Annotated in this window: 12 protein-coding genes; 2 read left to right on the top strand and 10 right to left on the bottom strand. The window is 61.2% G+C overall.

Annotation, left to right across the window (positions count from 1 at the left end; translation table 11 throughout):
* The first annotated feature begins 3 nt into the window (after nucleotides 1-3).
* A complete protein-coding gene (locus AB9L16_RS22765) occupies nucleotides 4-816 on the top strand; it encodes a YfaP family protein (RefSeq protein ID WP_375122740.1) in 813 nt (270 codons plus the stop codon).
* A 62-nt stretch (nucleotides 817-878) separates the two neighbouring features.
* Here AB9L16_RS22765 and AB9L16_RS22760 read toward each other — a convergent pair whose 3' ends face one another.
* The 10 genes from AB9L16_RS22760 to AB9L16_RS22715 all read right to left on the bottom strand — a co-directional run bounded on the left by AB9L16_RS22760 (nucleotide 879) and on the right by AB9L16_RS22715 (nucleotide 10,868).
* A complete protein-coding gene (locus AB9L16_RS22760) occupies nucleotides 879-1,049 on the bottom strand; it encodes a hypothetical protein (RefSeq protein ID WP_016772997.1) in 171 nt (56 codons plus the stop codon).
* 418 nt (nucleotides 1,050-1,467) lie between these two features.
* Entirely contained in the window at nucleotides 1,468-2,214 is a 747-nt protein-coding gene (locus AB9L16_RS22755; RefSeq protein ID WP_041477707.1) for a S24 family peptidase, read from the bottom strand.
* Between the two features lie 319 nt (nucleotides 2,215-2,533).
* Nucleotides 2,534-3,061, bottom strand: a complete 528-nt coding sequence (gene ppa / locus AB9L16_RS22750) for an inorganic diphosphatase (RefSeq protein ID WP_003205933.1) — start codon at nucleotides 3,059-3,061, stop codon at nucleotides 2,534-2,536.
* Nucleotides 3,062-3,173: 112 nt separating this feature from the next.
* Nucleotides 3,174-3,986, bottom strand: coding sequence for a zinc-dependent peptidase (locus tag AB9L16_RS22745; protein WP_095181916.1), 813 nt, complete (start codon nucleotides 3,984-3,986; stop codon nucleotides 3,174-3,176).
* 4 nt (nucleotides 3,987-3,990) lie between these two features.
* Complete coding sequence (locus AB9L16_RS22740; RefSeq protein ID WP_095181915.1) at nucleotides 3,991-4,641, bottom strand: DedA family protein; 651 nt, start codon at nucleotides 4,639-4,641, stop codon at nucleotides 3,991-3,993.
* A gap of 228 nt (nucleotides 4,642-4,869) precedes the next feature.
* The gene (locus AB9L16_RS22735; RefSeq protein WP_016773002.1) at nucleotides 4,870-5,331 is read right to left on the bottom strand and encodes an N-acetyltransferase; all 462 of its coding nucleotides are present in this window, start codon (nucleotides 5,329-5,331) and stop codon (nucleotides 4,870-4,872) included.
* Between the two features lie 115 nt (nucleotides 5,332-5,446).
* Entirely contained in the window at nucleotides 5,447-6,271 is an 825-nt protein-coding gene (gene eutC, locus AB9L16_RS22730; RefSeq protein WP_375122739.1) for an ethanolamine ammonia-lyase subunit EutC, read from the bottom strand.
* A 5-nt stretch (nucleotides 6,272-6,276) separates the two neighbouring features.
* Entirely contained in the window at nucleotides 6,277-7,671 is a 1,395-nt protein-coding gene (locus tag AB9L16_RS22725) for an ethanolamine ammonia-lyase subunit EutB (RefSeq protein WP_310220029.1), read from the bottom strand.
* 52 nt (nucleotides 7,672-7,723) lie between these two features.
* On the bottom strand, nucleotides 7,724-9,175 hold the full coding sequence (eat, locus tag AB9L16_RS22720) for an ethanolamine permease (protein WP_150638391.1): 1,452 nt from the start codon (nucleotides 9,173-9,175) through the stop codon (nucleotides 7,724-7,726).
* Nucleotides 9,176-9,347: 172 nt separating this feature from the next.
* Entirely contained in the window at nucleotides 9,348-10,868 is a 1,521-nt protein-coding gene (locus AB9L16_RS22715; protein WP_024014465.1) for an aldehyde dehydrogenase family protein, read from the bottom strand.
* A gap of 302 nt (nucleotides 10,869-11,170) precedes the next feature.
* Here AB9L16_RS22715 and AB9L16_RS22710 point away from each other — a divergent pair, with 302 nt between their 5' ends.
* Entirely contained in the window at nucleotides 11,171-13,084 is a 1,914-nt protein-coding gene (locus AB9L16_RS22710) for a sigma-54-dependent Fis family transcriptional regulator (RefSeq protein ID WP_375122738.1), read from the top strand.
* Nucleotides 13,085-13,163 lie beyond the last annotated feature (79 nt).

Below are 13,163 nucleotides of genomic sequence, written 5' to 3'. Positions count from 1 at the left end.
ACCATGACACTCCGTTATCCACAGGTCTTGCTGCTGCTCTGTGCCCTCAACGTACTGCCGCAGGCTCACGCCGCCGATGGCGTCAAACTCGACACCCCGGTGGGCGGCTGGCGCAGCGGCGCACCGCAAGGCGAGGGCGAGAGCTTTCGCCAGACCGTCAACTACCCGGCCTCGTCGGTCAACACACCGCTTGGCCAGGCCAATACCGCGAGAATCAGCGGCCAGATCAAAGCCGTGCCGAAAAACAATGAACCCGGGCGCCTGATCGTCAACGGCGTCAGCATGCCGCTGAAAATCGACCCCGCCGGCGGCTTCGATCGCCCGTTCTCCTTCCCCAATGGCAGCAACAGCGTCGAAGTCCGCAGCGCCGACGGCCAGCAACGCCACCGCACGCAATTCCTCAACGCCCGCGGCGGCGCCACCCCGGCCAAACTGCGCGTGTTGCTGGCCTGGGACAGCGACGGCACCGACCTCGATCTCCATCTGATAACCCCCGACGGCGCCCACATCTGGTACGGCAACCGCAGCGCCGCCAACGGCGCCGCCCTCGACGTCGACGTCACCACCGGCTACGGCCCGGAAATCGCCGCCATGCCCGCGCCGATCAAGGGGCAGTATCTGGTGTATGTGAATTATTACGGCGGCGGGTATCGCGGGGATGACGAAGGTGGGGATGCAGCGGTGCAGGCGCTGACCACGGCGCAGGTGACGGTGATTACTGAAGAAGGCACGCCGAGCGAAAAGATGGAGACGTTTGTAGTGCCGATGCGGACGGCGGGGGAGTTGACGTTGGTGAAGTCGTTCAGTTATCCGTGAGGGGAATTTGTCCAACGGGTTGTTGGACAAATTCAGCAACTGTAGCTGGGCGCTCGAACAGCTTACAGATCAGCCAGACTGACCTGCATTCGCTGAGGAGCGGCGAGGCGCTCGTGAACGATGGCGGCAAGTTCGTCATCTTCTTCACTGGCCAACTTATCTTCGGCAGGCGGCTCGCCTCGTTCGGCGGCGCGCTTCAGCGCGTCCTCAATGGGGAATGAGGTTTTGGGCATTTGGTGTTTCCTGCGATATTTGGCGGGACGGTAACCAGTGCATTGGGCGCTATACAAGCTGGAATGCAATTTCAGCAATGGATATGGTTTGTTGCAGGCATTAAAAAGCCGGCTTGTGGCCGGCTTCTCGGGGACTGGCTTGGTTTATTTTTGGTAAACCGCGCCAGCCTTCAAAACGTACATCCGGATCTGCGTCCGGCTGTGGGACTTGGTCAGACGTTGGTCTGCCGCGTCGGGCGTCATTCGAGCCGCTGGGCGGGTCGATGCGCGAATGTGGGGCGCAGGATACTGAGTTTTGCTTTGGATTCCCAGTCTCAAGTGCGGTTTAGAGCGACTGAAGCGCTACAAACTCCGGATTTGTACCGGTTGTCAGGGCCTTTTCGCGGGCAAGCCCGCTCCCACAGGTTCTGGCAAACAATCACAGAAACGGCACCACCGGCCGGCGCTTGCCCAGTGTCGACCACCAGAACACCCAGCCAAGAATATGAATCCGCTGCTCTTCGATCTGCGCTGGCCGGAAGACCTCGTCGGGGTATTCGGCGCTGTTGTGGCTGCGCATGCGCAGGCCGTTGCCGGGCATGCGGTGCAGGTATTTGATGCGCAGCATGCCGTCGTGCTCTACGGCGTAGATTTCGCCGTCGACGACCTGGGTCAGGCCGCGGTCGATGGCGACGATGGAGCCGTCTTCGATGCGATCGGCCATGCTGTTGCCGATCATGTGCGCGCAGATGGCGTTGGCGTGCTGGATGTCGAGTTGATCAAGGTGGGCGCGGGGCAGGCGCAGGGATTGGTCGGGGTCGAGGATGACGTGGGTTTTACCGTCGCCGTTGGCGATCGGGGTTTCCTTGAAAAATGCCAGGTCGATGTCGCTGGGGTTGATGACGGTGTAGACGCCGCAGATGGCCTGGGCATCGAACGTGTCGCCATTGCTGGCGGGTGGGTGCAGGCGCGCGACCTCCTTGACGCCTTCCCCGGTTTTCAGCCATTCACTATTGACCGACAACAGGCGTGAGACTTCTTCCATGCGATACGCCGGGACGCCCCGGGTGTACCAGTTATGAACGTTTTGGGCTTCCGTGCCCCAGAACCTTGCGAAATCCGTGGTGCTGATGTTCGCTGCTTCCAGGAGTGCCTTGAATCGTGGACCGCTAGTGTTCTTTCTCATAAACACGGAGTCTACGGCCGTACTAGAGCGGTTTGAATAAACCGGGCGTTCAAAAAAAGCCTGTATTTTGCGACGGGATGTAAGACGTACTTGTGGGAAATTAAACAGATTAAAACTGCATGTAGGAATTTAAACGGTTTGTTTAGTCGGGCTTTTTCAAGAGCCCCTCACCCCAACCCTCTCCCGGAGGGAGAGGGGGCCGACCAAGGTGTATTTCGAGTTACATCGACCTGAACAACCGAGTCGATTATGCAGACGCCAATAACAAAAAACCCCGGAAATCCGGGGTTTTTTCAAGCGTCACGCAAGGCGCAATTGCTTAGCCCTTGTAGGCGGCAACCGACTTGGTGATCGCTTCGCGGGCGGCGTCTGCACCGGCCCAGCCTTCGATCTTGACCCACTTGCCCTTCTCGAGATCCTTGTAGTTCGCGAAGAAGTGCTCGATCTGCTGGATCAGCAGGGGTGGCAGGTCGGTGTATTCCTTCACATCGACGTACAGCTGCGACAGCTTGTCGTGTGGCACGGCGATGACTTTGGCATCGCCGCCGCCGTCGTCGGTCATGTTCAGGATGCCGACCGGACGGGCGCGGATTACCGAGCCTGGAGCAACCGGGTAAGGGGTTACGACCAGCACGTCGAGGGGATCACCGTCGTCAGCCAGGGTGTTCGGGATGTAACCGTAGTTGGCCGGGTAGAACATTGGGGTGGCCATGAAACGGTCAACGAACAGGCAATCGCTGTCTTTGTCGATTTCGTATTTGATCGGCGCGTGGTTGGCCGGGATCTCGATCGCGACGTAGATGTCGTTCGGCAGGTCTTTGCCAGCCGGAATCTTGCTGTAGCTCATTGGGCGTTGCCCCCGTAGTTGACCAAAAACACTTGGCCGGATTGACCAAAAAGTGGCGGCGATTATAGGCACATTCCTACGCCGACGCCACGTACCAGAAGTCGTGCAGAGCTCAGTCGTGCGCCTGATAGACCGGGTCTGTGGCCTGAAGTTGCCGCAGTCTGCCCAACGGATCCTGCCGGTAGAAAAGCTGCAGTTGCAAGTAGACCTGTGGATAAGCCTCGTGCAGCAGATCCGGGGCGCTGAAGAAGTATTCGCTGGTGACGGCGAAGAACTCCGCCGGGTTCTCGGCGGCGTAGGGATCGATGGCGGTTTCGGCGTCTGGATCGTGGTCGAGTTGGCGGTTGAGGTCGTCGTAAGCGGCCTGCATCACTTTGGCCCAGTCGCTGACGCGCATGTCGGCGTGCAGTGGCGGCAGGCCGTTGGCGTCGCCGTTGAGCATATCGAGCTTGTGCGCCAGTTCGTGGATCACCAGGTTGTAGCCTTCCCAGCCACCGCTGGCCTGTACGCCGGGCCAGGCGAGAATCACCGGCCCCTGCTGCCAGGCTTCACCGCTGTGTTCGCCGTCCCACTCATGCTCGACGCCGCTGGCATCGCGATGGCGTTGCGGGCTGAGGAAGTCGTCCGGGTACAGCACGATCTCGTGGAAACCCTGGTACCAGTTCAGATCGCCGAGGTGCAGCAACGGCAACTGCGCCTGGGCGGCGAGCAGCAGGCGTTGCTCCTGATGCAGCTCGACACCGGGCAGGGCGGTCAGGTGTTTGTCGTCGAGAAACAGCACACAGGCTTCGCGCAACCACTGGTCTTCAGCAGCGCTGATGCCATCGAGGAAGGAGAGTTGATGGCGCACCCGTTGCCACAGGTCGTCGGCAATCGGGTGCCTGGCCAAGAGGCGCCGGCGTCGCCAGGCGCTCAGTGACCACATCGGATCAGTGCGATTGCACTTTGGTGCCGCCGAACCGGCTGCGCACCACGCCGATGATCATCGGCACCAGCGACAGCAGAATGATTGCCACCACCAGCAGCGAGAGGTTTTTCTTGATGAACGGCACGTTGCCGAAGAAGTAACCCAGAGTGACCAGACCGCCGACCCAGAGGATGGTGCCGAGCACGCTGAAGCCGAAGAAACGCGGGTACGGCATCCGCGCCACGCCCGCGACGAACGGCGCGAAGGTGCGGATGATCGGCAGGAAACGCGCCATGGTCACGGTTTTGCCGCCGTGCTTGTCGTAGAAATCGTGGGTTTTTTGCAGGTAGTCGCGACGGAAGATTTTCGAGTTCGGGTTGCTGAACAGCTTCTCCCCGGCCGTGCGTCCGATCACGTAGTTGGTACTGTCGCCCATGATCGCCGCCAGCATCAGCAGGCCACCGAGCAGCACCGGATCCATGCCGCCGCCGGCCGCCACTGCGCCAGCGATGAACAGCAGCGAGTCACCCGGCAGGAACGGCATCACCACGAGCCCGGTTTCACAGAAGATCACCATAAACAGGATGGCGTAGATCCATGGCCCATAGTTGTTCACCAGCAAATCGAGATACACATCGAGATGCAGGATAAGGTCGAGCGGGTTGAAATCCATGGGGGCACCTGTATGACGGCCCGACTCGGCAGGCCTGTGCGGATGACTTCGTGTAAGCCTACAGCGGGGTGTAGTTTTTCTTACAAGCCGGAAAGATCGGGATTATACGGTCTGAGCGATGAAAAGCGCGTCGGTTTTGTAGCGGGGAGTGTCGCGAAGTGAGCAATTGTCAGGGAAAAGGTGGCCGTGGCGAGGGAGCGAACTCCCTCATCACCGAAGCCGTTGGAGTCAGAGCTCGTCGCTGATCGGCAGTACGTAGTTCTTGAACTCGGTGTCTTCCTTGAAGCCGATCGATTCGTAGGTTTTCTGCGCCACTTCGTTGTTCGCGCTGGTCGAGACGCGCATGCGCACGGCCTGGGTTTCCTTGGCCATTTTCTTTGCGGTGCGGATCAGGTTGTCAGCGACCAGTTGCCGGCGCGCATCTTCGGCAACGTAGATATCGTTGAGAATCCACACGCGTTTGAGCGACAACGAAGAGAAGCTCGGATAGAGCTGGCAGAAACCCATGAGTTTCTTGTCGTCATCGTCGGCCAGGGCCAGATAGATTACCGACTCTTTGCGGCGCAAGCGCTTTTCGAGGAACGCGCGGGAGGAATCCGGGTAAGGCAGGGAGCCGTAGAACTCGCGATATTTGACGAACAAAGGAGTCAGCAAATCCAGATGTTCGAGGGTCGCTTGAATAATCCGCATGATAGGTCTCGTCTTCAAGTGGCTGTCTTCAACTGCTCTGACGGCGATGGGAAACCCGGGCGGCCGTGCGTCGATCCTGCCTGAAAGCAGCGCAGAAAGGCAATGCGGAAACGGTTCAGGCTGGCGGTGGATCGAGCAGGAAATTGCCTTTCATGTCGACAGCGTCGTCCGCCTCCAATGTGTGCAGCTGAGCTTCATCCTTCAGGTTGACCCCCGACAGCTGCCGCCGACAGGCCTCGCGCATCAGATACAGCAAGCGATGCGCCGCCATGCCGTAGCTCAAACCTTCAAGCCGAACATTGGAAATGCAATTGCGATACGCGTCGGTGAGGCCGACCTTCGGCGCGTAGGTGAAATACAGCCCGAGGCTGTCCGGTGAACTCAAGCCCGGGCGCTCGCCGATCAGCATCACCACCATTTTCGCCCCTAGCAACTGGCCGATCTCGTCACCGATGGCGACGCGGCCCTGTTCCACCAGCACCACCGGTGCCACGGACCAGCCGTCGCCGCTCATCTGCTCTTCCAGGCGCGTCAGGAACGGCAGCGTGTGCCGATGCACCGCCAGCGCCGACAGGCCATCCGCGACGACCATCACCAGATCGACGCCGCCCGGGTGTTCGCTGGCGTAATCGCGTAAGACCTGCGCCGATGCATCGCTGAGCTTGCGCCCCAGATCCGGGCGTTGCAGATAGGTGTGTCGGTCCGGCGCAGCGCTTTGCAGTGCCAGGGTTTCCCGCCCGCGCTCGCTCAGTTGTGCGCGGATTTCGCAGTGATCGAAGGCCAGGTGCACGGCATCGCGGGCCTGGGCGTGGGCAAACTGAAAATCCAGCTGCGCCCGCGTCGGCAGGCTGGTGCCGGTGCGGCCCAGGGCAATCCGCGCCGGGGTCAGACGGCGCAGTTCCAGCCAGGGGTTTTGCGGATCGACCGGTGGTTTTTCCATAAGACTCATCCCAAGTGCGCCAAGGCCTGGCGGAAGGCCGGCGGCAGGTTGTTGCCGAAGCGAACCTTGCCGTCCGCCTGGGTGAAGATGCCCATGTTGGCCAGCCATTGCTCGAACTCCGGCGCCGGTTTCAGGCCCAGGGTCTGGCGGGCGTACAAAGCGTCGTGAAACGAAGTGGTCTGGTAATTGAGCATGATGTCGTCGGAGCCGGGGATGCCCATGATGAAGTTGATCCCGGCGACGCCGAGCAACGTCAGCAGGGTATCCATGTCGTCCTGGTCGGCTTCGGCGTGGTTGGTGTAGCAGATGTCGCAGCCCATCGGCACGCCGAGCAGCTTGCCGCAGAAGTGATCTTCAAGGCCGGCGCGGATGATCTGCTTGCCGTTGTAGAGGTATTCCGGGCCGATAAATCCTACGACGGTGTTCACCAGGAACGGCTTGAAATGTCGCGCCACGGCGTAGGCCCTTGTCTCGCAAGTCTGTTGATCTATGCCGTGGTGGGCGTTGGCCGACAGCGCGCTGCCTTGACCGGTTTCGAAATACATCAGGTTCTGCCCGAGGGTGCCGCGCTTGAGACTCAGGCCGGCGTCGTAGCCTTCCTGCAACACGTTGAGGTTGATGCCGAAACTGGCGTTGGCCGCCTCAGTGCCGGCAATCGACTGGAACACCAGATCCAGCGGCACGCCACGGTTGATCGCCTCGATCGAGGTGGTGACGTGGGTCAGCACGCAGGCTTGAGTCGGGATGTCGTAGCGCTGGATGATTGCGTCGAGCATCTCCAGCATCGCGCAGATCGAAGCGATGCTGTCAGTGGCCGGGTTGACGCCGATCATCGCATCGCCGTTGCCGTAGAGCAGGCCGTCGAGAATGCTCGCGGCGATGCCGGACGGCTCGTCAGTCGGGTGGTTGGGTTGCAGGCGGGTCGACAGGCGCCCGCGCAAACCGAGGGTGCCGCGAAATTGGGTGACCACGCGGATTTTCTGCGCGACCAGCACCAGATCCTGTACACGCATGATCTTCGACACGGCGGCGACCATTTCCGGGGTCAGGCCGGGGGCGAGGGCGCGCAGGCTGGTTTCGTCCGCCGCGTCACTGAGCAGCCAGTCGCGAAAGCCGCCAACGGTCAGGTGACTGACCACGGCGAAGGCTTGTTTGTCGTGGGTGTCGATGATCAGCCGGGTGACTTCGTCGGCTTCGTAGGGGATCAGCGCTTCCTGCAGGAAGTGGGTGAGCGGGATGTCCGCCAGGGCCATTTGCGCGGCCACCCGTTCGCCGTCGTTGAGCGCGGCGACCTCGGCGAGAAAATCCCCCGAGCGGGCGGGGCTGGCCTTGGCCATGACGTCTTTGAGGCTGTCGAAGCGGTAAGTCTGCGCGCCGACCGTGTGAGCAAAACTGGCCATTCAGCGTTCTCCGTGACGGCGCAGAACAGCTCTGCGCCGTGGTTTTCGACAATCAGTGCAAGGCTTGTTCAGCTTTTTGAATCGCCGCGAATTCTTCTTCCGGCGTGCCTGCTACCAAGTGATGCCGACTGTAGAAAGCAAAGTAAGCAATTAACACTCCATAGATGATCGCGGCGCCGATCACCACCCGTGGATCGACGAGGAAACCCGCCACCACGGCGATGCACGCCAGCACCAGCGCCACACCCGAGGTGAAAATGCCGCCCGGCGTGCGATACGGCCGGTCCATTTTGGGGCGCCGGATACGCAGGGTGATGTGTGCGGCCATCATCAGCACATAGGAAATGGTCGCGCCGAACACCGCGACCAGAATCAGCAAATCGCCCTGGCCGGTCAGCGACAGACCAAAGCCGATGATGCCGGGAATCACCAGAGCCAGCACCGGTGCCTTGCTCTTGTTGGTCTGCGACAGTTTGCGCGGCAGATAACCGGCCCGCGACAGCGCGAAGATCTGCCGCGAGTAGGCGTAGATGATCGAGAAGAAACTGGCAATCAGCCCAGCCAGACCGACAAGGTTGACGAAGCTGCCCATCCAGGTCGAGCCACCGTAGGCTTTGCTCAGTGCTTCGACCAGTGGATTACCGGAGGTCAGCAGCGAATTCGCACCAGCGCCGCCAGGGCCGACGATCAGAATCAGCAGGGCAAACATCAGCAGCACCAGCATTGCCCCTATCAGGCCACGCGGCAGATCGCGCTTGGGGTTTTTGGTTTCTTCTGCGGCCAATGGCACGCCTTCGACGGCGAGGAAAAACCAGATCGCATAGGGAATCGCCGCCCACACGCCGACGTAGCCGAACGGCAGAAACGGGCTGGCACCGACCGCAGTGGTCACCGGGATGTCGAGCAGGTTGGCAACGTCGAAGTGCGGCACCATCGCCACCAGAAACACCCCCAGCGCCAGCGCGGCGACGGCGGTAATGATGAACATCAGCTTGAGCGCTTCGCCGACCCCGAAAATGTGGATGGCGATGAAGATGATGTAGAACGCCAGATAGATCATCCAGCCGCCAATACCGAACAGCGACTCGCAGTAGGCGCCGATGAACACCGCGATGGCGGCGGGGGCGATGGCGTACTCGATGAGGATCGCGGTGCCGGTAAGAAACCCGCCCCACGGCCCGAACGCACTGCGGGCGAAACCGTAGCCGCCGCCAGCGGTGGGAATCATCGACGACAATTCGGCCAGGGAAAAACACATGCACAGGTACATGGTCGCCATCAGCAGCGTGGCGAGAAACATGCCGCCCCAGCCACCCTGGGCGAGGCCGAAGTTCCAGCCGGCGTAGTCGCCGGAAATCACATAAGCGACGCCGAGGCCCACCAGCAGGACCCAGCCGGCGGCGCCTTTTTTCAGTTCGCGTTGTTGGAAATAATCGGAGCCGACTTTTTCGAAGTCGACGGTTGAGCCGGTCGCCGGAGCGCCGGCCGGGGATTCGCTTGGCATAGGGTTCACCATTTTTATTGTTTTATTGGCCCGGCTACAGCCAGGAACCTGATCGTTCCCACGCGCAGCATAGGAATGTATCAACGGACGCTCCGCGTTCGGCTTTGAAGGAACGCGGAGCGTCCCGGGCTGGATTCCCACGCAGAGCGTGGGAACGATCAGCATCGCAGGATCAGAAGAATCCCAACGGATTGATGTCGTAGCTCACCAGCAGGTTCTTGGTCTGCTGATAATGGTCGAGCATCATTTTGTGGGTTTCACGCCCGACGCCGGACTTCTTGTAACCGCCGAACGCGGCATGCGCCGGGTACAGGTGGTAGCAGTTGGTCCACACGCGACCGGCCTTGATCGCCCGGCCCATCCGGTAGGCGCGGTTGATGTCGCGGGTCCACAGGCCGGCGCCGAGGCCGAACTCGGTGTCGTTGGCAATCGCCAGGGCTTCGGCTTCGTCCTTGAAGGTGGTGATGCTCACCACCGGGCCGAAGATTTCTTCCTGGAACACGCGCATCTTGTTGGTGCCCTTGAGCAGGGTTGGCTGGATGTAATAACCGGTGGCCAGGCTGCCCTCGAGTTTTTCCACCTTGCCGCCGGTCAGCAGCTCCGCACCTTCGCCCTTGGCGATTTCCAGGTACGAGAGGATCTTGTCGAATTGCTGCTCCGATGCCTGGGCGCCGACCATGGTGTCGGTGTCCAGCGGGTCGCCACGTTTGATCTGGCTGACTTTCTTCATCACTGCCTGCATGAATTCGTCGTAGATCGATTCCTGCACCAGCGCGCGGGAAGGGCAGGTGCACACTTCGCCCTGGTTGAAGAACGCCAGCACCAGGCCTTCGGCGGCTTTTTCGATGAAGCTCGGCTCGGCCTGCATGATGTCTTCGAAGAATATGTTCGGCGACTTGCCGCCCAGTTCCACGGTCGACGGAATGATGTTTTCCGCTGCGCATTTCATGATGTGCGAGCCGACCGGAGTCGAGCCGGTGAAAGCAATTTTGGCGATGCGCTTGCTGGTCGCCAGCGCCTCGCCGGCTTCTTTGCCGAAGCCTTGCACGACGTTGAGCACGCCCGGCGGCAGCAGGTCGCCGATCAGTTCCATCAGCACGCAGATGCCCAGCGGGGTTTGCTCGGCAGGTTTGAGCACCACGCAGTTACCGGCGGCCAGCGCTGGCGCGAGCTTCCACGCGGCCATCAGCAGCGGGAAGTTCCACGGGATGATCTGGCCGACCACGCCCAGCGGTTCATGGATGTGGTAGGCCACGGTGTTGCCGTCGATTTCCGCAGCGCTGCCTTCCTGGGCGCGCAGGCAACCGGCGAAATAACGGAAATGGTCAGCGGCGAGCGGGATGTCGGCGTTGAGGGTTTCGCGGATGGCTTTACCGTTGTCCCAGGTTTCGGTGATCGCCAGCAGTTCGAGATTCTCTTCGATGCGATCGGCGATTTTCAGCAGGATCAGCGATCGCGCCTGCACGGAAGTGGCGCCCCACGCATCGGCGGCGGCGTGGGCAGCGTCCAGCGCCTTGTCGATGTCTTCGGCGGTGGAGCGAGGGAATTCGGCAATTGGCTGGCCATTGACTGGCGAGGTATTGGTGAAGTACTGACCTTTGACCGGCGCGACGAACTCGCCGCCGATGTAGTTGCCGTACTTGCTCTTGAACGAGACTTTGGCGCCGTCAGTACCGGGGTGGGCGTAACGCATGATGATGTTCTCCTTGGCTTTGTACTTATTAGAGAAACGCGCAAGTGCGCTTGCTATAAGCGTAGAGCAAGGCTCGGGCCACTGCCGTGCAGGTCAGGCAAATCAAGGGCTTGGCCGGTTTGTCTCGGACGAGTGGAGTGGTGCTGTGACGGTATCGGTACAGCACGGGTGACAGTTTGTACCGCTTGCGGCACAGCCCGTGACCGGGCGGTCTTGCCAGCATTGCATTGCCGGAGTCGCTGGAGGATGCTGGGCGTCACCTCATGCTTTGGGCCATCGCGCCCCGGGGAGAACAATAAGAAATGCACGACAACCATTTGAGTCGCCATGCCCGCCAGGTTCTCACCGTCACCCAGGGCAAACCGCACCTGCACGGCCCCGGCGCCGATCCATCGATCGCCCGTTCGTGGCTGCGTTGCCTTGAGGACTACCACCTCGATCCTTCTGTGACCATGGCGCCGACCGTGCTCGAGCATGGCCGAGTGCTGGAAAGTCGCGAACGTCTGCAACAAGTGCTGCAAATCGCCGGCACCGAGATGAGCAGCCTGCATCAGCAACTCTCCGGTGCTGGCCATGCGGTGCTGCTGACTGACGCGCGCGGTGTGATCCTCAATTGCGTCACCGCGCCGGCCGAACGGAAGATTTTCGAGCGCGCCGGGCTCTGGCTCGGCGCCGACTGGAGCGAAGCCTGCGAAGGCACCAACGGCATCGGCACCTGCCTGGTCGAGCGTCAGGCGCTGACCATTCACCAGGACGAACACTTTCGCGGCCGCCACACCGGGCTGACCTGTTCGGCGAGCCCGGTGTTCGATCCCCATGGTGAATTGCTGGCGGTACTCGATGTGTCTTCGGCGCGGCCGGACGTCTCGCGGCAGAGCCAGTTCCACACCATGGCGCTGGTCAATCTGTCGGCGAAGATGATTGAGAGCTGCTACTTCCTGCGCTGTTTCGACAATCAGTGGTTGCTGCGCTTTCATCTGCAGGCCGAGTCCGTCGGCCTGTTCAGCGAAGGGCTGCTGGCGTTTGACGGCGAAGGGCGGATCAGCGCAGTCAACCAGAGCGCGCTGAACCTGCTCGGGCATATTCGCGGTGGTTTGCTCGGTAAACCGGTGGAAGCGTTTTTCGATTGTTCGCTGGATGACCTGCTCGGGCGGGCGAGCGCCAACGCCAGTGCCAGTTGGCCACTGCGCACCCGTGATGGCCGGCATCTGTTTGCCGTGTTGCGCGGCGAATCGCGCAAGCCGACAGCCATTGTTCCAGCGCCAATCGCTACTCCAGCGCCACGCCTGTCCGGCATCTGCCTCGGCGATGAAGCGTTGCAGGCGGAATTTCGCAAAGCCCTGCGCGTGTTCGAGCGCGACGTGCCGCTGTTGATCAACGGCGAAACCGGCTCGGGCAAGGAGGCGTTCGCCAAGGCTGTGCACCAGGCCAGCCAGCGCTGCGGCAATGCCTTCGTCGCACTCAATTGCGCGGCCATTCCGGAAAGCCTGATCGAGAGCGAACTGTTCGGCTATCGCGGCGGCAGCTTCACCGGCGCACGCAAGGACGGCATGCGCGGCAAGCTGCAACAGGCAGATGGCGGCACCTTGTTCCTCGACGAAATCGGCGACATGCCACTGGCGTTGCAGACGCGCTTGCTGCGGGTGCTGGAAGATCGGCAAGTGGTGCCGATTGGCGGCGAGCCGCAAGCGGTGGACGTGCGCATCATCAGCGCGACGCACCGCAATCTGCTCGAGCGGGTCGAGGACGGCAGTTTCCGTGAAGACCTGTATTACCGCTTGAACGGCTTGGAAGTGGCGCTGCCGGCATTGCGTGAGCGCAGTGATAAATCGCAGTTGCTGGACTTTCTCCTGGCCGAGGAGGCAGGGGGTGAAACGATCCTGATCGACGAAGCGGCGCGGCAGGCGTTGCTCGCATTCAACTGGCCGGGCAATGTGCGGCAGTTGCGCAATGTCCTGCGTACGCTGGCGGCGTTGTGTGATGGCGGGCGGGTCGGCGTTGAGGATTTGCCGGTGATGATTCGGCAGGCGCGGCCGGCGGTGGTGGCGGCGCAGATCGCCGCCCAGCCACTGGACGACGCCGAGCGTCTTGCATTGCTCAATGCGCTGGAGCAGACGCGCTGGCACATGACCCATACAGCGCAGCAACTGGGCGTAAGCCGCAACACCCTTTATAGAAAACTGCGTAAACACGGAATTGAGCGGCGTGTCAGCTGAAAGCCCTCACCCTAGCCCTCTCCCAGAGGGAGAGGGGACTGACCGAGGTGTTTTGGCGATTTACGCCGACCTGAAATAT

This window comes from Pseudomonas sp. LW8 (assembly GCF_041956865.1).
In the GTDB taxonomy this organism is placed as follows: Bacteria; Pseudomonadota; Gammaproteobacteria; order Pseudomonadales; family Pseudomonadaceae; genus Aquipseudomonas; species Aquipseudomonas siliginis.
Note: the sequence above shows the minus strand (reverse complement) of the source record. Positions and strands in the feature narration are given on the sequence as shown.

Excerpts from the sequence above, each read along its gene's own strand:
- AB9L16_RS22755 (WP_041477707.1), bottom strand. The coding sequence starts at position 2,214 with ATGAGAAAGAACACTAGCGGTCCACGATTCAAGGCACTCCTGGAAGCA.
- AB9L16_RS22735 (WP_016773002.1), bottom strand. The coding sequence starts at position 5,331 with ATGCGGATTATTCAAGCGACCCTCGAACATCTGGATTTGCTGACTCCT.
- eutC (WP_375122739.1), bottom strand. The coding sequence starts at position 6,271 with ATGGAAAAACCACCGGTCGATCCGCAAAACCCCTGGCTGGAACTGCGC.
- AB9L16_RS22715 (WP_024014465.1), bottom strand. The coding sequence starts at position 10,868 with ATGCGTTACGCCCACCCCGGTACTGACGGCGCCAAAGTCTCGTTCAAG.
- AB9L16_RS22760 (WP_016772997.1), bottom strand. The coding sequence starts at position 1,049 with ATGCCCAAAACCTCATTCCCCATTGAGGACGCGCTGAAGCGCGCCGCC.
- ppa (WP_003205933.1), bottom strand. The coding sequence starts at position 3,061 with ATGAGCTACAGCAAGATTCCGGCTGGCAAAGACCTGCCGAACGACATC.
- AB9L16_RS22745 (WP_095181916.1), bottom strand. The coding sequence starts at position 3,986 with ATGTGGTCACTGAGCGCCTGGCGACGCCGGCGCCTCTTGGCCAGGCAC.
- AB9L16_RS22740 (WP_095181915.1), bottom strand. The coding sequence starts at position 4,641 with ATGGATTTCAACCCGCTCGACCTTATCCTGCATCTCGATGTGTATCTC.
- AB9L16_RS22765 (WP_375122740.1), top strand. The coding sequence starts at position 4 with ATGACACTCCGTTATCCACAGGTCTTGCTGCTGCTCTGTGCCCTCAAC.
- AB9L16_RS22710 (WP_375122738.1), top strand. The coding sequence starts at position 11,171 with ATGCACGACAACCATTTGAGTCGCCATGCCCGCCAGGTTCTCACCGTC.
- eat (WP_150638391.1), bottom strand. The coding sequence starts at position 9,175 with ATGCCAAGCGAATCCCCGGCCGGCGCTCCGGCGACCGGCTCAACCGTC.
- AB9L16_RS22725 (WP_310220029.1), bottom strand. The coding sequence starts at position 7,671 with ATGGCCAGTTTTGCTCACACGGTCGGCGCGCAGACTTACCGCTTCGAC.